Genomic DNA, 20292 nt, shown 5'->3' on the forward strand with positions numbered 1-20292 from the left:
TATTATTTTACTATTTGAAAATCAATTGTTCTTTTTTTAATGTCCGCTCCAATGACTTTCACGTTAACTTTTTGACCCATTCTGTAAAATGTATTATCTTTTTTAATTAAGACTTGATTACTTTCATCATAAACAATGCCTTCTTCAAGATTTGAAATATGAACTAGCCCCTCAACCATATTTTCTAGCTGTACAAAGATTCCAAATTTTAAAGCTACTGCAATTGTTCCCTCGTAAATATTTCCTACTTTATCAGCCATATATTCAACCATACAAGCTTTAACAACTTCACGCTCACATTCAACTGAAGTTATTTCTGTGTCATTAATTATTGCACATGCTTTATCAATAAATGCAATATTTTTTTCTAGCATAAAATCTCGAGTATCTTTATTCAGAATATATTGTTTTAAATAGCGATGTACCATTAAATCACTATAACGACGAATTGGTGAAGTAAAATGTGTATAACATTTACTTGACAATCCAAAATGCCCAATATTTTCCAAACTATATTTAGCTTTATCCATGTAACGTAGCAACGATAAATTTAATAACTCTTTTTCAACTGGATCAGTTGTTTGGTTATCAATTTGCAACAGTGTTTTATTAATATTAAGCGGATCAAGCATTTCTTTTGGAGTTAACTTTGGATCAATTCCAAAAGACTTTAGTGATGTATATCAGGTAATTAGATCTTGCTCTTCTGGCTTACCATGATTACGATATACAAATGGTAATTCACGATCAAAAACAATTTCTGCAACGGCTTCATTGGCACTAACCATAAACTGTTCAATTAGCTGTTCCGATTCTCCAGTTTCACGTGCTTTAATTTCAACAACATTTGAATCTTTGTCCATAACAACTTTCGCTTCACGAACCCCAAAATTAATTGTTCCTCGCTTTATTTTTATTGCATCAATTAATTTGTACAGTTCAAAAGCCACATCCATCATTATACGTGACTCTTCACAATGGTTTCACTTTTTGTTATCAAAATATTCATTAACTTCGCTATAATTTAATCGCACCTTTGAAATCATAACCGTTTCATAGACTTCTTTTGAAAGCATTTTTCCAGAAGCATCAAATTCCATTTCACATGCTAAAGCTAATTTTTCAGTATTTGGGTTCAGCGAACATAAATCATCTGATAATATTCTTGGCAGCATTGGAATTACTTTATTTGCCAAATACGTTGAATTTCCTCTTAGTAATGCTTCATTATCTAATGCTGATTTAGGTTGAACGTAATGAGAAACATCAGCAATTGCTACAATCAATTTAAAGTGACCATTAGACACTTTTTCAACATGAATAGCATCATCCAAATCCTTTGAATCAATTCCATCAATTGTTACAACCATTTTCTTTAAAAGTGAACGCTTCAAACGTTTTTTAATTAGTTCTGATTGTTGTTTCAATGGAATGTTAACTTCTTCAGCATTATCTAAAACACGCTTAGGAAATTCCGTACGAATATCTAGTTCTTCAGCAATTGATATGATTCTGTCTGCTGCTTTAGTAGCATCTCCAACAATTTTTTTAATTCTAACAAACAGTTTACGATCCTTCAATTCTAAAATCTTTGCCTTAACAATTAAATTGTCTTTTAAAATAAAATCAGCTTTATTAACCATGATTACTCTAAAATTAGAAAATGTTTTATCCATTGGAATGAAATCTAAAAACCTACCATCACGAGATTTTGTAATTTCTCCCATAATTGAAGTTTTCTCGCGCTTAATTAATTCTAAAATCTCAGCACGTAAACGTCCATCTGATTCAGTTTTAACTGTATACACAACTTCGTCATTTGTAAAAGTTCCATTCAAACTTATTGGCGGAACAAAATAGTCTTCATGCCCAGAATCATTTAAATTTGATACAAACCCAAATCCTTTTGCATTTAGTTTTAAAATTCCATGCATATAGTGACCATCATCTAACAAATAAATATTATTCGCAGGAGAAATTGCTATTACATTTTCTTCACTCATCATTGTTAACATTTCTAAGAATGCCATGTGATCTGTTGCTTTCATTTTATTTGCTAATAAATCAAATGCCATTTTATTATTATTTTGCTGCAATATTTCCACAATCTTTTTTTCCATTTTTTTCTCCTTGAACTAATATATAAAAAACACTATTAGAGAATAGTGTTTGTTAAGATACAAATAACTAAAGCCACTATGAAGAACACAATTCCTAAAGACAACATTCAAATAGATAGTGTTTTATCCATTCCACGTTCCTTAGAGTTAGAAAATAATTCTTCATTTCCCCCATTAATTGCGCTCAAACCCGTTTGCGATTTTTTATTTTGCAAAAGACCAACAATCACCATAATTATTGCAACAATCATTGCCACAATCTCTAAACCTAATATCACTTTGCTTCCAATGTTTGAAGCGAATAAACTAATAACTGCATTTATCATGATTTTCTTGTCCTTTTACTTTCATTATATATATAATACTAAACTTTGAGCAAAATAAAAATGGGAAGTCCCATTTTTGAAATATTATTTTTTAAATAAATCTTTGACTTCAACCCCAAGCCCTTCAGCTATTTTTTCAATCACTTTCAATGAAACATTTCTACGGCCTCTTTCAGAATCAGATATATAATTTCTGTGCAAACCTGATCTAAAACTCAACTCCTCTTGAGTAATTTTTGCTTTAGTTCTCAATTTTTTCATATTTTTGCTTAATATATCGATAATGTCATCTTTTTTTTCTACAGTCATCTTAACTATACCTCTTCACTAATTTTTTTTATTGTTTTAAATAAGTTGCTTACCCCAGACTTTGTAATCGGGGTACCATGGCTATTCATAATATATTCTAACTCACTAAATGGCGCTTCGGGGTTTTCTAATCTCAATTTCGCCAAAATTTGGGCTTTTTTTGATAATAAGTGAAACATTTTTTGAGTTTTTATATGTTCTATCTGCTCAATTTGCTTTTGACTGGCAGCTAACGCTTTAGTTTGATTAGATATATCAATGTTATTCATTCGATTAATATTGTTATAAACATCTCTTGAAATTCTTTGATTTTCAAATGCCATAACTGCCTGTGAGGCATCAATTAGTTTAATAAAATCTGAAACCATTAATGATTTTTTAATATAACAAACATAACGATTATTTTTTCTTTCCAAAATTTTAAACTCAAAGTTGAAAAGATCAGTAATGGTTACAAAATCTATGGCAGCTGCTTTATCTTTAAATTGCACCTCCAAATGATAGTTAGTGGTTTCAGGAGAATTAACTGACCCCGTAGCAATAAAAATTCCCGCAATATATGCTCTTAGCAGTGAGCTTTGTTTCTTAAAATTATTAAAGCTGAATTTTTGTTTTTCAAAATTTTCATCATAAATGCCAATTTCTTTTAAAAAAATATTCAGATTACCGATTAAAGTTATTTGAAATGTTTTTTGTTTCTTTAGAATTTGGGACTGAATTACCGAAATTTCAATTTCGCCAACAAAAAACTCTTTGCAAAAACTTAGTAAACTTCTTGCTATTCGATTGCTAATTGTGACTAACTTTAGTTTTTCCTTACCATTTGAAAAAATCATTTCAGCATTATTTCTTACAAAACCATTTAGCAGTGATTTTCGCTGTTCAATTGAAAAAGTGTGTGATATTATTTCTTCTTTGACTTCTAAGGCAAATGACATAATTCCACACTCCTTCTATAATTTTTATTATTTTTCTAAACGCTTCAACTTTTCAAGTGCTTTTTGCTCTTTAGCAGCTTGTTTATTTTGCTTTGCAGGTTTAACCTTGTTTAAAATTATGCGATTAGAATTTTGTTTTGTTGGAGTGCTAATTCCAAAATATTCTTTTTCGTATGAATAACCTGGTTTTCTAAATAACTGAGGAATTCCATATTGCGTCAAAATCATTCCTATTAATCCAATTAATGCTGTTAGACCAATTATTGTTAGTGAAAGCGGTTTGTTATACATTATAAATAAATGATCATCAGGTCTTTCCATCTCTAAAAAGAAACGAACTAAATTTCAACCAAAGAAAAATGCAAATCCTTCAAATCCCGCTTTAATTACTGTGTAATGATGTGGATTGTTAGCTTCGACTAATGCCTTCCCAGACTGTCAGCGTTTTTTTACTATGTTGGTATTGCTTGAATTAATTTTTGCAATTTTCTCCAAATACGCTACTTTGTTGCTTTCGTTTGAGTTAAATACAAATGCTTCATCCCAAACTTGTTTATAAGTTTTTTTGTCGCTTTTTGATCAGGGAGCAAAGAATTTTTTAAAACTAAATTTAAGATCAAAAGAATACTCATCCGGATTAATTTTTCAAGGCTTATTTCCCAATAATTTGATTACAAATGGCACAACTAAAACAAAGAAAATTCATACTGCCAATAATGACAATGATTCTCACAAAAAAATTGGATTCATTTGATAAATTTCACCTGGAACCCAGCCAAAAGGATTATTTGCACTACCGTCATAGACAGCAAGTGTATTATTTAAAATTCATTGAGGCAACTTTAATGATCCCTGTCCCCCATTATATATATAGAGCGGTCGACCCATAACTTCATGATTAAAAAAATTTCCTCATCGACCGATTACTTGACCCCAAAGAATATTTGGTAAAATTGCATCCATATAAGTAAATAATGAGACTTTAGTTTTCTTACCAAGAAGCGCAAACATAATCAAGCCAACAAAGGTTGAAGTGTAAATTCCTCCATGAATTGCCATTCCTTCTTTTCAAAAGTATAATAGCTGAATTCCATGAGCATCTCCAGAATGCTTTCCAGGACCATCGGCGTTTAATTTACCAAAAAAACTTGCTCCCATTAAAGCAATTGGAACCAAAATAATTACAGCGATTGAAAGTTCCATTGTATTTAAACCACGACGAGAAAACTTTCAAAGACAAAAAATAACTGAAACCAAAATTCCCAAAGTCATTGCTAAAGCATAAACATGAACAAATCCATAATCTGGCTTAACTCAGCCTCATAAATTCTTGACTCTTTCATCAAATATTCAGTTTTTGCCTTGTACTCAATCAATCACAGTATCACCCCATGTTTCTTTTTATTATAACTTGTTTATCTTAAGTTTTGTAAATATTCTACAGCCATTTGACCAGCCATTGCTCCGTCTCCAACTGCAATTGCAATTTGACGTAAAGGCACATCACGAACATCACCAGCTACATATAATCCCTCAATGCTCGTGCGCATTTTTGGATTAGCTAGTACATAGCCACTTTCATCAGTTATTTTCAAATCTGATACAAACTGCGTAATCGGAGTTGCTCCAATATAAGGAAATATTGCACTAACTTTCAATTCTTGAGTTTTTCCTGTCACTAAATCTTTGACCTTAATTGCTTCAACCTTAGTTTCCCCAATTATTTCTTCAACAACAGATTCCATTAAGAACTTAACGTTTGACATTGAGCGAAGTTTTTCAACTGCTACAATATCAGTTCTAAAGTGATCCTTACGAACAATTACATATAATGTATCAACAAATTTTTTTAAGTACATTCCTTCTTGAACGGCAGAGTACCCACCACCAACAACAGCAACATCTTTGCCTTTATGAAATGCACCATCGCAAACTGCACAATAACTAACACCTTTACCATATAAGCGTTGTTCTCCAGGAACTCCCAATTCATTTTCTTTTGTTCCTGTCGCCAAAATAACTGTTTTTGCATATAATATTTTTTCATTTAATAAATGAATTTCAAACAGTCCTTCAGAAATTTTTTTGACATGAACAACTTCATTAAATTCAAAGCTTGTTCCAAAACTAGTTGCATGTGCATACATTTTGATTGACAAATCAGGACCCATAATTGCTTCATGCCCTGGGAAGTTTTCAATCATTTCAGTCTTGATCATTTTTCCTCCAGGAGCTTCTTTTTCAACAATAACTGTATTTAAACCAGCTCTTGATGTATAAACGGCCGCAGTCATTCCTGCAGGCCCTCCTCCAATAATTAGAACGTCAATAACTTCTTTATTAGTATGATTTTTCATATAATCATCCTACCTCTCTTCATTTATAAGGTGCAGTAAATTGTGCTATTAAAATAATTCCTATTCCGACTAATAGCAAAATTGCTAAAACTGTGAAATTTAATTCTGGCATGTTTTGAATAAAGTACTCTTGAGGATTTCGAAAAGCTTCCAAAATTATTCTAATAAGTAAGTATCCAAATATATATGATCCTGTAATAACCCCAGAGCGAATAACAAAAAAACTATTAGGATTATTAAGCTTTTCCAATGCTCTTGCATCAGGATTAACATTAAGTCTTCTACTTCACTTACCGATTTGACTATATATTTCGTTGCGCTTTAAAATATAGCTTTTCTTATATTCAACTTTTTTTAACTTATTATTTGTTTGTTTAGCTTTAATTTTTAATTGTGATTTAAGTTGTAAAATTCGTTGCTCACCTTGATAGCGGCGATTAGCACGTTCTTCAGCACTATTTTCAAATTCTGCTACAGCCAAAGAATTGGGTTCATATCAATAATAAGCTTTATTCCATGCTTTTCAAAATGATAGCTTAAGTTCGATAATTTCGCCATTTTCTCCCGTAAATCGAACTTGTTTATATTTTATAGGAACAAGCGTACTTTTTGTAGTTAATTTATCTTCGGCAATTGATTTGTAGTGTTTGTTATATCATCCGGGATAAGCAGTTGGCTCTAAGTCCCATGGTTTTGACTTGTTAAAAAAACGGCTTAAATTAGCAATTAAAAAAGTTATTATCAGTCATAAACTAAAAGTTGCTATTGCTTCATATAAAAATAATGGTTGGCGAAATTCTAATGATGTTTCTCTTAAAAAAGTTTCAAGCGTTATTTCGCCATTGCTATAGGTACTTCAAATTTCTGGGCTACTAAATCAATTTGCTGGTAATCCTTGACCTAACCCATCTTTAAATTCGCTTAAATTTGGAAAATAGAAAAGTTTATTCCTAATAAAATCTGGTAGCCAATTCAAATCTTCATAGTCAACAACAGTGCCCATAATTTCGTGATTAAAAAAGTTTCCTCAACGTCCAATTGATTGTCCCAGTAAAATATTTGGAATAATACAATCGGCATAAACTCATACAGAAATCATCGTTAACTTTGATCGCTTATACAAAAGCACGAACCCTGCTGTGATTCCTAAAAATAGCGAACCAAACAATGACATTCCTGGCTCCCAAAAGAAAAATATGCGTCACCATGGCATCCCTGGAATAAAGGCTTTTCCAAAGATTGATGCGCCAATAACTCCTATAGGTACAACTAAAACAACTGCTCATTCAAATTCGCGTAAAGGAATACCCTTCATTTTGAAGTGAATTATTGAAGCAACTATTGTAAGCAAAATCCCACCAAACATAAAAATTGGGTATGCTGGAACTATTCCAAATAATAATCGTTCATTCGCCGGATCACCAAAATTTGTGATTCAATCCCCAAGGCTTCAACCTCCAATATTTGTCAACAATGTCATTGTTAATTTTCCTCGTTAATCTCTAAAATGCGCTTATTCATCAATGAAATTATATCTTCAGCAACATCGCTTTGGTTAATTTTTAATTGTGCAACAGCAGACTCAATAATATTTGCAATATTACGTCCTGAAGATACCGGAATTTTTAAATATGGAATATCTACTCCCAAAACTTTCTTGTTAGTTGTTTCACGTCCTAAACGTTCAGAGGCATCAACTCCGTCAGCTCCAAACTTAAATAGCTCAATAATCATATCTAAAGTTGTTTCTTGCATGATATTTTTATACCCATTTGTTTTTGATACATCAATAATTCCAATTCCACGAACTTCAACTAAATTGCGCAAAATCGGATGAGATTTTCCGTAAATTCGACTACCTTTGTTTGTTAAAATAATTCGATCATCTCCTACAAACAAATGATTATTCTTAATTAATTCTAGAGAAATCTCTGATTTCCCAATTCCTGATTCTCCGGTGATTAAAATTCCCTTGCCAAAAATATTTATCAAGGAAGCATGGACTTCTTCAGTAGGAGCGAAATACTCATCGTATAAATCTAAGATTTTTTGTGTCAACTCGCTTGTTGAAGGATAATCAGTTCTTAATAAGGGAAAATCTAAATCTTTTGCCACAGAAATTAACGTTTCATCAACAAATTTTTTAGTGATTAGAATCACCGGAGCCCCTGATTTAATTACTTCTGCGTATTTAAGACGCTTAGTTTGTTCATCAAACTGATTCATATAAAGATTTTCTTTTGAAGACATCATTACTGCTCTTTTATGTTTTTTATCACTAGCTGGACTAAAAAACCCAGTTAATTCTAGACCTGCACGATTTAAACCGTAGACCCCAATTTCAATATCCAAGTGGTCTTTTCCAGAAATCACTTCTAGATCAAAATGTTCAACTAATGTCCTAATCGTTAATTTTTTCACGAAAAACCTCCAAATGTTTTTATAAACATATTTTACTATAATTATGGTTTGATATTGATATTTGAAGTTTATAACATATACTATTTTCTAAGGGGGAATTTAAAATGGAAAATACAATCGTAAAAGCAACTATCACTGATATCGTTGATTTTGGAGCATTTTGTACTGTTGAAATCAATGATGAACAATACAAAGGATTAATCCACATTAGTGAAATCGCGGATCAATTCGTAAGAGATGCAAAAGAATTCGTAACATCAGGTGAAGAAGTTGATGCAATGATCTTAGAAATCAACCACGACAAAAAACAAGTTAAATTATCAATCAAAAGAGCTAAATAATTATTATCATTTTCGTTTTAAATCCTTAAATAATGCCAAATTGATATTATTAAGTTAAATTGAAATTAGATAAAAATAATGCTAAAAAAGATGCCTAGGCATCTTTTTTTATTTTTATTATTGGCTTGTTTCTAAAACTTTTTTTATTGATATTAGATTCCATTAGCTTTTGATACTCAGTTTTTTTAGGTCTCGCAATTAAATTTAAAGATCCGTTACGGCCAACTCAAACAGTTTTTGTTGTTCCTGCTTCCTTGCGCAGTAAAATTCATAGTATATTGAAACAACTGTAAGTTAAAAATGGATAAACAATCATTTGAACCGGTGCCAAAATTGCTTTTTTGATAAAATCGACTTGCGCAAATGAAGTACCATATAATGCTCACATAAATAATGGAGTTAAAAAGAATAAGTGGATCAAAATAAATAAAACATAAGCTACAACCATCTTAATTACTCAAAACCGATTACTTTTAAAAACAAATACTAAGGCTCCCGTAAAGCCTATCAAAATTTTAATAAGCATAAAACCTAAGTGATAAACTCCACCTAAATTAATTAAAGACCCAACAGTATCTGATGCTAATCCAGTAACAACTCCAGCCAGAGGACCAAAAACCATCCCCGTTAAAAAAATCACAAAATTTCCTAACATTATTTGGAATCCAAATATTGAAGTATACCCAATAACATTAGTTAAACTAACACTTAGTGCCACTAGAACCCCCAAAATTGAAATATTTTTGACTGTAAATCGACGTCAAGTAAATTTTTCCATTGCAAAACTAATTGCGAATAAAAAGATAATTCCTAGTGCTGCTCCAATTGTTGTATACAACATTAACATTTTTAGGCCCCCTAAACTATTTATTTAAATACTCATATACTTGTGGTATAAAATATAGACTTCCACATATTAAAATATTATCATTTTGATGAGTTTCTAAAAATTGCTTTCAAGATAAGACTTTTTTGCAATAATTAATTTCTGACAGATTTCAAGCTTTAAAATGATCAAATGTTGTAATATAAACATTTTTAAAACTACTAACTAATTTATCAAGACTTGCCTGATAATCTTTTGTAGTAATTGAAGCATAAAGAACAACGTAGTTATTCTTTTCTGTCTTAACTGTGTTAATAAGCTGTTCAATCCCATCAATATTATGAGCACCATCTAAAATAATTATTCGATTATTTTTAGCAACTTTTGTGAAGCGTCCCAATGGTGGATTTAGGGTCCTAATGTCAAAGTCTCGAATATCCAACTCTTCTAAAACTTTTTGAGCTAATCCCTTATTTCCCTGCTGATATAAAACCTTGTCAGTTAAGGAATTAGCATATATGATTTGTACGCCTTGGTTTTTAATAGTGCAGTCAATAATTGCTTGATACTTTTTGTTATCATCGCTGACTATTAACTTAGTATCCGGCTTGGCAATGTTAATTTTTTGATCTAAAATTTCTTCAATTGTCGTTCCCAAAAGCTCCGTGTGGTCAAAAGATACTGATGTTAGAACTGTCAAAATTTGGTTACTCATTAAACTTGTGCAGTCATTTTTACCACCAATTCCAGCTTCCATTACAACAATATCTACTTTTTGATTAGCAAAATATAAAATTGCAATTAAAGTTCAAATTTCAAAAAATGTCAAATTGTATTGTTCAATATCTTCAGAAATTTTTTTCAAATACATATGCAAGTCTTCGTCGCTAATATATTGATTGTTAATTTGAATTCGTTCGTTTTGTCATAAAAAGGCAGGCCCAATAAAGAGACCAACTTTTTCATATTTAGTACGTAAACCTTTTGATAAATAATAGGAAGTAGAGCCCTTTCCATTTGTTCCTACAACATTAATTGTTGCTAAATCTTTTTCAGGATGCCCTAATTTCTCTAAAACTTTAATTAAGTTATATTCTTTAGCAAATCTCTGTTTGACAGGAATTAGTTCTTTGTCAACTGAAATCATTATTTCAAATACTCTCTTAAGTATTTAGCAGTATAAGAAATTTCGCTAGCAGCTACTTGCTCAGGTGTTCCTGTCGCAATAATCATTCCTCCACCGCTTCCACCTTCAGGTCCTAAATCAATAATGTAATCAGAAACTTTGATAAAATCTAAGTTATGCTCAATTGCAATTACCGTATTTCCCAAATCAACTAAACGATCTAAGACAGCAATCAAACGCTTAACATCATCATTATGTAAACCAGTTGTTGGCTCATCAAGTAGGAAAATAGTTTTTCCTGTCGCTTTTTTAAGTAAATATGTTGATAACTTAATTCTTTGTGATTCTCCACCAGATAAAGTTGTGGCGCTTTGCCCCAGGCGAATGTATCCTAATCCTACTTCGACAATGGTATCTAGTTTGGTTTTAATCTGAGGAATATTTTCAAAAAATTTTGTAGCTTCTTCAACTGTCATGTTTAATACATCAGAAATATTCTTGTTTTTAAATTTAACCTGCAAAGTTTCATCATTATAACGTTGTCCCTCACAGATTTCACATTTAACTTCTACGCTTGGCATAAATTGCATTGAGATCGTAATGATTCCATCTCCTTGACAGTTTTCGCAGCGTCCACCTTGAACATTAAATGAAAAACGCCCTTTTTTGTATCCTCGAACTTTGGCTTCAGGAAGATTTGTAAATAAATCACGAATATCATCAAAAACTGTAGTGTAAGTTGCAGGATTTGAGCGAGGTGTTCTTCCAATTGGTTCTTGAGAAATATAAATTACTTTATCAACATTTTCAATACCTTTAATTTCTTTAAATTCTCCAGCAATTACTGGCTCTTTCGAAAGCTTTTGCATAATACCTTTATAAATAATATCCTCTAATAAAGTTGACTTTCCTGAACCAGAAACGCCAGTGATCGTTACAAATTTGTTTAATGGGACTGATACACTAACATTTTTTAAATTATTTTCAGTAGCACCACGAACTTCAAGTTTTTTACCATTGCCACCGCGGCGTTTTGTAGGAACTAGAATTTTTTCAGCTCCAGATAAGTATTTACCAGTTAAACTATCTGATTTTAAAATTTCTTCATAAGTTCCACTAAAAACAATTTCTCCCCCATGTTCTCCAGCTCTTGGTCCAACATCAACAATTCAATCAGATGCTTTCATTGTATCTTCATCATGTTCTACAACAATCAAAGTGTTCCCTAAATCACGTAAATGCTTTAGTGTACCAATTAGTTTATCGTTATCGCGTTGGTGTAGACCAATTGAAGGCTCATCAAGGACATATAAAATTCCAGTCAACTGTGATCCAATTTGTTTAGCCAATCGAATACGTTGTGCTTCTCCTCCTGAAAGAGTTGTAGCAGAACGTGATAAATTTAAGTATCCCAATCCTACTTCATATAAGAAACTTGTTCTCGAAACAATTTCCTTTAACACTAAGTTAGCAATTTTTGCTTGATTTTCAGTTAATGAAATATTTAACAAAAAGTCTAACTCTTCCTGAATTGATTTTTCAGTAAACTCAAAAATGGAAACTCCATTAATTTTAATTGACAGCGCTGTTTTATTTAAACGTGCTCCATTACATTCTTTGCATTTTTTTGAACTCATGAATTTTGCATATCATTTACGCAAATCTTCAGATTTAGTTTCAAAATAACGGCGTTGAATTAACGAAGCAACACCCTCAATATATTCATATGACTCATAACGACGACCATTTGAGCTAAGTAGTTTAGTTTCAATTTCTTCATCTGAACCTCACATTATATAATTTAATTGTTGCTTACTTAAATCTTTAATTGCTAAATCCAAATCAATGTAATAGTAGTCACATAGAGTACGAAACTTTTGTCATTCAAGATTATCTGAACCGACCAAATTTTTAAAATATGTAATTCCACCTTGATTAATGCTTTTTTCTTTATCTGGAGCTAATAAATGCGGGTCTGCCTCCAAACTGACTCCTAATCCTGAACATTCCTCACAAGCTCCTAAAGGAGCATTAAATGAAAATAAACGTGGTTCCATTTCTGGAATAGTAAAGCCACAAACACTGCATGAATACGCTGTTGAATATAATTTTTCTTCTTTATCAGCAGTTTCAGGGTAAAAGATCTTAATTAATCCATCTGAATATTTTAAACTGACCTCAATTGCTGAATAAATTCTTGAGTTAATTTCATCATCAGTTTTATAAATTAAACGATCTACAACAATATCAATATTGTGGCGAGTATTTTTTTCTATTTCAAATTCCTCATCCAACATTCGAATTTGGCCATCTACTTTAACTCTAATAAAGCCTTCGGCACGAAGCTTTTCTAATAAATCTTTGTGAGAACCTTTTTTATCTCTAACAACAGGCGCCAAAACATATACTTGTTCCCCTTGGTCAGTATCTTTTGCGACATTTAAAACAATTTCTTTAATCGAACTTGCATTAATAATTCCATGTCCATTAATACAAAATGGAGTTCCGACTCTTGCATACAATAGACGCAAATAATCATAAATTTCTGTAACTGTTCCAACTGTTGAACGAGGATTGTGTGATGTCGTTTTTTGATCAATTGAAATTGCTGGACTAAGTCCCTCGATTGAATCAACATCTGGTTTTTCATTTCCTCCTAAAAATTGACGAGCATAAGCAGATAATGATTCAATATATCGACGACGACCTTCAGCATAGATTGTTGAAAATGCCAATGACGATTTTCCTGAACCTGACAAACCTGTAAAAACAATTAACTTTTCTTTGGGAATCTCTAAGTCAACATTTTTTAAATTGTTTTCTCGAGCTCCTTTTACTATAATTTTATCTAAAGCCATAATTTAATCACCTAAAAATTCTTTTGCCCTTCTAATTCAATAATTGTATCTCGAAGTGTTGCAGCTGTCTCAAAATCCAAATCTTTTGCTGCCTGCAACATCTCTTTTCTCAAACCGTCAATAACTTTTTGAATTGCCAGTTTTTTATTTTTTGTTCCTTTTACTTTGTTCAATTCGTTAATATTTTGTCGCGCTTTTTCTGTCAACATTGTCTCACCAATTGACTTAATAATTGTTTTTGGTGTGATGTTATGATCCAAGTTGTATTGGTGTTGAATTTGTCGTCTTCGAGAAGTTTCTTCAATTGTTTCTTGCATTGCTTTACTGATACTGTCAGCATAAAAAATTACAAGTCCATTGGCATTACGAGCAGCACGTCCAGTAGTTTGAATTAAAGAACGAGTATTTCTTAAAAATCCTTGTTTATCGGCATCCAGGATACATACTAGACTTACTTCTGGTAAGTCCAATCCTTCACGAAGGAGGTTGACTCCAACAACAGCATCATAAACCCCTTTACGCAAATCATTTAAAATTTCACTACGCTCTAATGTTTTTAGCTCTGAGTGTAAATATGCAACTTTAATTCCTCGTTCTTGCAAATAAGATGTTAAATCTTCGCTCATTCTGATTGTCAAAGTTGTAATAAAAACACGTTCATTACTTTGCTTACGAATACTAATTTGCTCAATAATGTCCTCAATTTGACCTTGCGATGGTCTAATTTCAATAACTGGATCCAATAAACCTGTTGGGCGAATAATTTGTTCAACAACTTCGCCTTTGGTTAACTCAGTTTCATATTCTCCGGGTGTTGCTGAAGTATAAATTGTTGTATTTAAAAGATTAGTAAATTCTTCAAAATTTAAAGGTCGATTATCCAACGCTGATGGTAGTCTAAAACCGTATTTTACCAATGTTTCTTTTCTTGAGCGATCAGTATTGTACATTCCCCTAACTTGAGGAATCATCATATGCGATTCATCAATAATTGTCAAAAAATTGTCTTGAAAATAATTTATCAATGAATATGGTGTTTGACCTTTTTCCCTAAAGTCTAATTGGGCTGAATAATTTTCAATTCCACTGCAAAATCCGAATTCCTCTAATGATTCCAAATCATATTTAGTTCTTTGTTCAAGCCTTTGGGCTTCTAGTAATAATCCTTGTTCTGTAAATTCGTTAACTCTTTGCACCATTTCTTTACGGATATTTTCACAAGCCTGCTTTAATTTATCTTCTGGAGTTACATAAGCTTGAGCTGGAAAAATAGTAATGGTTCTTGTTCGATCAATGTAGCTACCAGTTAAGGTATCCAAAACATCAATCATCTCAATTTCTTCGCCAAACATTGATATTCTAAACATTATATTTGCTGTTCAACCTGGAACAATTTTAATTACATCGCCTTTAACACTAAAAGTCCCAGGTGCATTTTCAATATCATTTCTGGTATATCCTGTTTTTACAAAAAACATTAGTAATTCTTTTTTGGACAACTTTTGCCCAACATTAAGTTCAAAAAAAGATTTACTATAAACCGCAGGATCTTGAGCTGCATAAATTGAAGCAACAGAAGCAACAACTATTGTATCGTTTCTGGTCATTAATGCATTCATTGCACTCAATCTCATCATGTCAAGTTCAATATTTTGACGAGCATCTTTATCAATATATAAATCTTTTGAAGGCAAGTAAGCTTCTGGTTGAAAAAAATCAAAGTTAGAAACAAAATATTCTACTCGATTTTCCGGAAAAAACTCTTTAAGCTCATAATAAATTTGCATTGCCAAAGTTTTATTATGAGCAAGCACCAAAGTTTGGCGATTTTGATTGGCAATAATATTGGCCATTGTAAATGTTTTACCAGTTCCTGTTGCTCCCAATAAGACTTGATCTTTCTTTCCCTGAGCAATTCCTTCTAATAATTGAGCAATTGCTCTTGGCTGATCACCTGCTGGTTGATATTTTGATACTAGCTTAAATTGATTATGCTTTTTGAATTCCATATGTCTTTATGTCTCCTATTTATAGAGCAAAAAAACTAGATTGTAGTCTAGTTTTTGCTTAACCAATTCTTGTCTTTGTTACTTTAGTTAATCCATCATCATTTTCATCAACCCTAGTAGGTTTTTTGATTTTGAATAATTCGTTTTTCAAAATGAAATCATTTAGGATTTCTTTAGCCATTTTTAATTGAAGCTGTTCTTGTTCTTCATTTTCAGCTTCTCTTAACAACTGCTGATATTTTTCCTCGATTATTTCGACTTTCATGTCTTCAGGATTAGTAATTCCAAAAATCTTAAGCATTGCTTCAATTGCTTCAGCTTCTATTTCAATTTGCTGTGGTTTATTATTGCCAAATCGTTTTTCAATTTCAATAACTAACCCTAACATTATATCTCTTTGTATTTTCAATTTATGTAAAACTTGAATATTTTCTTGATTTTTTGCCTCTAACTCATCAAAGCGTTTATTAATTGCTTCATTATTGACCATTGATTTATCGAGTCCTGTTTCTGCAAAAATATCTTCAATATCATTATCGGTAATTTCAATTGGAAGTGGTGTTTCTTCATTTTCAACGGCTTTTAAAACAACATTTGATAATTTATTAATCACCTCTGAAGCAATGTTTATCTTCATTTTATTAAACAAAGTTGTTGCTTGTTCGACATACTCAGCCAAAGGATTATTTTGAGCATATTGTTGCAAGTAAATTCCCGACTTTAATTTTGAAGATAAATCGATATGCTTTGTTCAAAAGCGATCAAAAGATTCCAAAATAGTGCGTCTTTCCATATCAAGAATCACATTTTCAGGAACATCAGCAACTCTAATTGAATAAAACTCCATCATTGCTTGTGCAATTTGTTCCGCCAATTCCATTTTTTCCTTATTAAAAAAGTCTGTTTCTTTAAACTTATTATGCGCCACTAATTTTCCATCTAATGCTTTGAATAATTTTTTAGCATCAATAGTTCTTTCACCATGAACCAAAATATTAAACTCTTCAATTAAATCATAAGCAACAGTAATTTGAAACTTTTTCAAAACGACTTTTAAACTTTCCGCCTGCAAGATATCATCACGTTGCGCATACATTGCTTCACGTTGTTGTGCCAAAATATTGTCATAATCTAAAACATTTTTACGTTGATCAAAGTTCATCCCTTCAAGTTTTTTTTGAGCATTTGTAACTGCTCTAGTAAAAAATTTAGACTTAATATGCTCGTCACCAAGTTTTGCGAAATTAGCACGCATTTTTGGAGAAGAAAAACGAATCATTAATTCATCATCCATGGAAATATAGTAACGTGACATTCCAGGATCTCCTTGACGACCAGCACGTCCACGAAGCTGATTATCGATACGACGAGCTTCATTTCGTTCAACTCCAAAAACGACTAGTCCACCAAGTTCTTTGACTACTTCACTTAACTTAATATCTGTTCCACGTCCAGCCATATTTGTGGCTAATGTAATTGCTCCTTTTTGGCCAGCCATGGCAATAATGTCAGCTTCACGGTGGTGATTTTTAGCATTTATCATTTCAAATTTTAAGTCCGCTTTTTCCAAATATCTTGCTATTTGCTCAGATGACTCAACTGATGTTGTCCCAATCAAAATTGGATTTCCCTTCTCATTAATAATCTTTGCATCTGCAATCATTTTTTTAAGAGCAGCATTTTTTGTTCCAAAAGTGTAATCTGGCTCATCTTTACGAATAACGGGTCTATTTGTTGGAGTCACAACAACACGAGTATTATAAATCTTGATAAACTCTTCTTCCTCTGTTTTAGCAGTTCCTGTCATTCCAGCAATTTTAGCATACAAACGATAAAAGTTTTGGTATGTAATTGTTGCCATTGTAATAGTCTCTTCTTCAATTTCAACACCTTCTTTGGCTTGAAGTGCTTGTTGTAAACCATCTGAATAAGCACGGCCATCCATAATACGGCCAGTGAATTGATCAATCAATACAATTTCATTATCTCGAACTGTATACTCAACACCTTCTTTAAAAGTAAAATGGGCCTTTAAGGCATTCATGATTAAGTGAAAGATTTCTGTGTTTTCTAATGCAAATAAATTTTCCAAAGTGAAATATTCTTTAGCTTTTTTCATTCCCTGTTCATTTAAATAAACCTGTTTAGATTCTAAATCAATATCAACATCTGTTGGATTTTTTAAAGTCTTTGCAAAGGCATCAGCATGTTTGTACAAATTAACTCTTGATGATGTTCCTCCAGAAATAATTAATGGTGTTCTTGATTCATCAATTAAAATTGAATCAGCCTCATCAATAATTGCATAATTTAATCCACGTTGAACTTTTTGAGCATAGTCTGTTACCATATTGTCTTTTAAATAATCGAACCCTAATTCTGAGTTTGTAGTATAGGTAATATCTTTTAAATATGCCTCACGTTTAGCACCTTTGTGAATTTCTGAAGAATTTAATCCGACAGTCACTCCCAAAATATCATAAACTTTTCCATTAATTTCTGAATCTCGTCGTGATAGGTACTCATTAACAGTAACAATGTGTACTCCTTTACCAGTTAAAGAATTCAAATAAGCTGGGAACAGCCCTGTTAAAGTTTTTCCCTCTCCAGTTCTCATTTCAGCAATATCTCCAACATTCAAAATAATTGCTCCAATTAATTGAACGCGATAAGCTTTTAATCCTAAAACTCTAAATGCAGCTTCACGTGCAGCTGCATAAGCTTCAACTAAGATGTCATCAAGTTCTTCACCATTAGATAATCTTTGTTTAAATTCAGCAGTCACATCCTTAAAATCTTCGTCTTTTAATTTGGCATATTTCGACTCTAATTTAATGATTTGATCAGCTATTTTCCCATAATATTTTATTAATTTTTTATCTGAAGCCATCTAGTTACCCTCCTTTATTAAATACATAATATAATTATACTAACTTTATAAGTATTTTTAAAAAGAAAAGGAGTTAGCATTGAAAACAATTTCTAAAGGCACTTTTCAAAACTCATTTGAAATCAAAAAGTCAAAATTTATTACTATAGCAGCTCAAATTAACTCTAAAGAAGAACTTATCAAATTTCTTTTAAAATATCGTGATCTGGAAGCTCAACATAATTGTTATGCCTACAAAATTGGTGTAACTCAGCAACAAGGTGGTTTTAGCGATGATTCTGAACCTGCTGGAACTGCTGGAAAACCTATTTTCAATGTGATTGAAAAAATGGAGTTAACCAATATTGCTGTCTTAGTTATTCGTCATTTTGGTGGAACTAAACTTGGAGCCGGCCCATTAACTCGGGCTTATACAACAAGCGCTAGCGAGCTTTTAAACAGTATAAGTCTCATAAATCTTCAAAAAGCTTACAAAATAAGTTTTAGTTTTTCAATTAGAGATACCAAAAAAGTCGACGCTTTTTTGCGTCAAAATGATTTACTGATTAAGCAGCGTGAATACAATCATGATCCAACTTATACTGTAGTTTGTCAAAATCCTAAAATTTTTGAAGCATTGTCATTTTTAATTGCAAATTTCAAACAAGAGCAAATATATATTGAAATGATTTAAAAACCTGTTTTTGAATATGTTATTATTTATAGGTAAGGAATTGAAATAACAATGAATACTAAAAATGAAAAACAGACAATACTTATTATTGACGGTTATCATTTATTACACAAAGGTTACTACGGATCATTAAAAAGAAAAACAGTTGCTGTAAATCGTGATGGGGTTATGATTAATGCCATTTATACTTTCGTAGCAAAAATTAATGAGCTAATTGATATGAACATTTATCATACAATTATTGTTACCTTTGATGTTGGTCAAGGATGTTGAAGAAGAGACTTATACCCTGAATACAAAGCAAAGCGAAAAGAAACTCCAGAGGAATTAATTCCTCAAATGCAAATTATTAGACAGTTTTTAACGTCAGCAAATATTCCATGATATGAAAAGCCTCGTTACGAAGGTGATGATGTTATGGGAACAATTTCAAAAATTGCTTGCAAATTAGGGTACAATGTTCACATTCTGTCTAATGATAAAGATACCTTTCAATTAGTAAGCGATGACGTAAAAATTATTACTAACGTCAGTAAAAAAGAAAAACCAACTTTTGTAGAACTTTCTGAAGTTTACGAAAAATTTGGTTGTTCTCCAAAACAAGTTCCCGATATTAAAGCTATGATGGGTGACTCTTCAGATAACATCAAGGGAATTAAATGTTTGCACTACAAACAAGCAACAGATTTATTAGAAAAGTTTGGAACTGTGGAAAATATTTATGCTAATATTACTCAAATTCCACCATCAATTTGTAGCAAGCTTGTTAGTTCAAAAGAGCAAGTGTTGCTAAATAAAAAGATTGCCACTATTCAAAATAATGTTCAACTTGGTAGAATTGATTTTCGCAAGTTGCGTATTAATTGATACGCATATTTGAAATTTTTAAAGGAACAAAAAATGTGAGCTTTCACTGGAAATGTTGTTAAAAACATTGAAAATATTAAGACTAACGGCTACGACCATTCAACACAAAAATGTGCTGACACAACAATGAATAAAATTTGTGGAAATAAAAAGGCAAATATCTAATAGATTTAAAAATCGAGACATTACAATGGCTTGATTTTTTAAACTTTTTTATCAAATTTCACTATT

The 20292-nt window shown here is 31.5% G+C and carries 16 protein-coding genes; 3 read left to right on the forward strand and 13 right to left on the reverse strand.

Features of this window, described 5'->3' with window-relative positions; genetic code table 4:
* Window positions 1-2: 2 nt before the first annotated feature.
* From rnr to hprK, 8 genes are all read right to left on the reverse strand, one after another.
* Entirely contained in the window at window positions 3-2120 is a 2118-nt protein-coding gene (gene rnr, locus CXP39_RS03505; protein ID WP_027048219.1) for a ribonuclease R, read from the reverse strand.
* A gap of 35 nt (window positions 2121-2155) precedes the next feature.
* Entirely contained in the window at window positions 2156-2446 is a 291-nt protein-coding gene (secG, locus tag CXP39_RS03510; protein ID WP_027048220.1) for a preprotein translocase subunit SecG, read from the reverse strand.
* Window positions 2447-2530: 84 nt separating this feature from the next.
* A complete protein-coding gene (locus CXP39_RS03515; protein WP_036256366.1) occupies window positions 2531-2755 on the reverse strand; it encodes a helix-turn-helix domain-containing protein in 225 nt (74 codons plus the stop codon).
* Between the two features lie 5 nt (window positions 2756-2760).
* Window positions 2761-3693, reverse strand: coding sequence for a DNA-binding protein WhiA (gene whiA / locus CXP39_RS03520; protein ID WP_027048222.1), 933 nt, complete (start codon window positions 3691-3693; stop codon window positions 2761-2763).
* 27 nt (window positions 3694-3720) lie between these two features.
* On the reverse strand, window positions 3721-5073 hold the full coding sequence (locus tag CXP39_RS03525; RefSeq protein WP_051591872.1) for a prolipoprotein diacylglyceryl transferase family protein: 1353 nt from the start codon (window positions 5071-5073) through the stop codon (window positions 3721-3723).
* A 35-nt stretch (window positions 5074-5108) separates the two neighbouring features.
* Window positions 5109-6050 (reverse strand): thioredoxin-disulfide reductase, encoded by a 942-nt coding sequence (trxB, locus tag CXP39_RS03530; protein ID WP_027048223.1) that lies wholly within the window; start codon window positions 6048-6050, stop codon window positions 5109-5111.
* Window positions 6034-7530 (reverse strand): prolipoprotein diacylglyceryl transferase family protein, encoded by a 1497-nt coding sequence (locus tag CXP39_RS03535; RefSeq protein ID WP_051591873.1) that lies wholly within the window; start codon window positions 7528-7530, stop codon window positions 6034-6036. The genes trxB and CXP39_RS03535 overlap by 17 nt, the downstream gene beginning before the upstream one ends.
* A 2-nt stretch (window positions 7531-7532) precedes the next feature.
* Window positions 7533-8471 carry an HPr(Ser) kinase/phosphatase gene (gene hprK, locus CXP39_RS03540; RefSeq protein WP_027048225.1) on the reverse strand — a complete coding sequence of 313 codons (939 nt, stop codon included), beginning with the start codon at window positions 8469-8471 and terminating at the stop codon, window positions 7533-7535.
* Between the two features lie 104 nt (window positions 8472-8575).
* On the opposite strand from hprK, the gene CXP39_RS03545 reads away from it, so the two are divergent.
* The gene (locus CXP39_RS03545) at window positions 8576-8812 is read left to right on the forward strand and encodes a S1 RNA-binding domain-containing protein (RefSeq protein WP_051591874.1); all 237 of its coding nucleotides are present in this window, start codon (window positions 8576-8578) and stop codon (window positions 8810-8812) included.
* A 94-nt stretch (window positions 8813-8906) separates the two neighbouring features.
* Here the strand turns inward: CXP39_RS03545 and CXP39_RS03550 are convergent, their stop codons facing one another.
* From CXP39_RS03550 to secA, 5 genes are read right to left on the reverse strand one after another with little or no spacing between them, the layout of a single operon-like run.
* A complete protein-coding gene (locus CXP39_RS03550) occupies window positions 8907-9659 on the reverse strand; it encodes a folate family ECF transporter S component (RefSeq protein ID WP_051591875.1) in 753 nt (250 codons plus the stop codon).
* A gap of 16 nt (window positions 9660-9675) precedes the next feature.
* Entirely contained in the window at window positions 9676-10785 is a 1110-nt protein-coding gene (locus tag CXP39_RS03555; protein ID WP_027048226.1) for a bifunctional folylpolyglutamate synthase/dihydrofolate synthase, read from the reverse strand.
* Complete coding sequence (gene uvrA / locus CXP39_RS03560; protein ID WP_027048227.1) at window positions 10785-13622, reverse strand: excinuclease ABC subunit UvrA; 2838 nt, start codon at window positions 13620-13622, stop codon at window positions 10785-10787. Before uvrA ends, CXP39_RS03555 begins: the two co-directional genes overlap by 1 nt.
* Before the next feature lie 11 nt (window positions 13623-13633).
* On the reverse strand, window positions 13634-15631 hold the full coding sequence (uvrB, locus tag CXP39_RS03565) for an excinuclease ABC subunit UvrB (protein WP_027048228.1): 1998 nt from the start codon (window positions 15629-15631) through the stop codon (window positions 13634-13636).
* Between the two features lie 58 nt (window positions 15632-15689).
* Window positions 15690-18521: a preprotein translocase subunit SecA gene (gene secA, locus CXP39_RS03570; RefSeq protein ID WP_027048229.1), complete on the reverse strand. Its 2832-nt coding sequence runs from the start codon at window positions 18519-18521 to the stop codon at window positions 15690-15692.
* Between the two features lie 79 nt (window positions 18522-18600).
* On the opposite strand from secA, the gene CXP39_RS03575 reads away from it, so the two are divergent.
* On the forward strand, window positions 18601-19194 hold the full coding sequence (locus CXP39_RS03575) for an IMPACT family protein (protein ID WP_027048230.1): 594 nt from the start codon (window positions 18601-18603) through the stop codon (window positions 19192-19194).
* Window positions 19195-19245: 51 nt separating this feature from the next.
* Entirely contained in the window at window positions 19246-20226 is a 981-nt protein-coding gene (locus CXP39_RS03580; RefSeq protein ID WP_084497575.1) for a 5'-3' exonuclease, read from the forward strand.
* Window positions 20227-20292 lie beyond the last annotated feature (66 nt).

The organism is Mesoplasma syrphidae (assembly GCF_002843565.1).
GTDB lineage: Bacteria > Bacillota_I > Bacilli_A > Mycoplasmatales > Mycoplasmataceae > Tullyiplasma > Tullyiplasma syrphidae.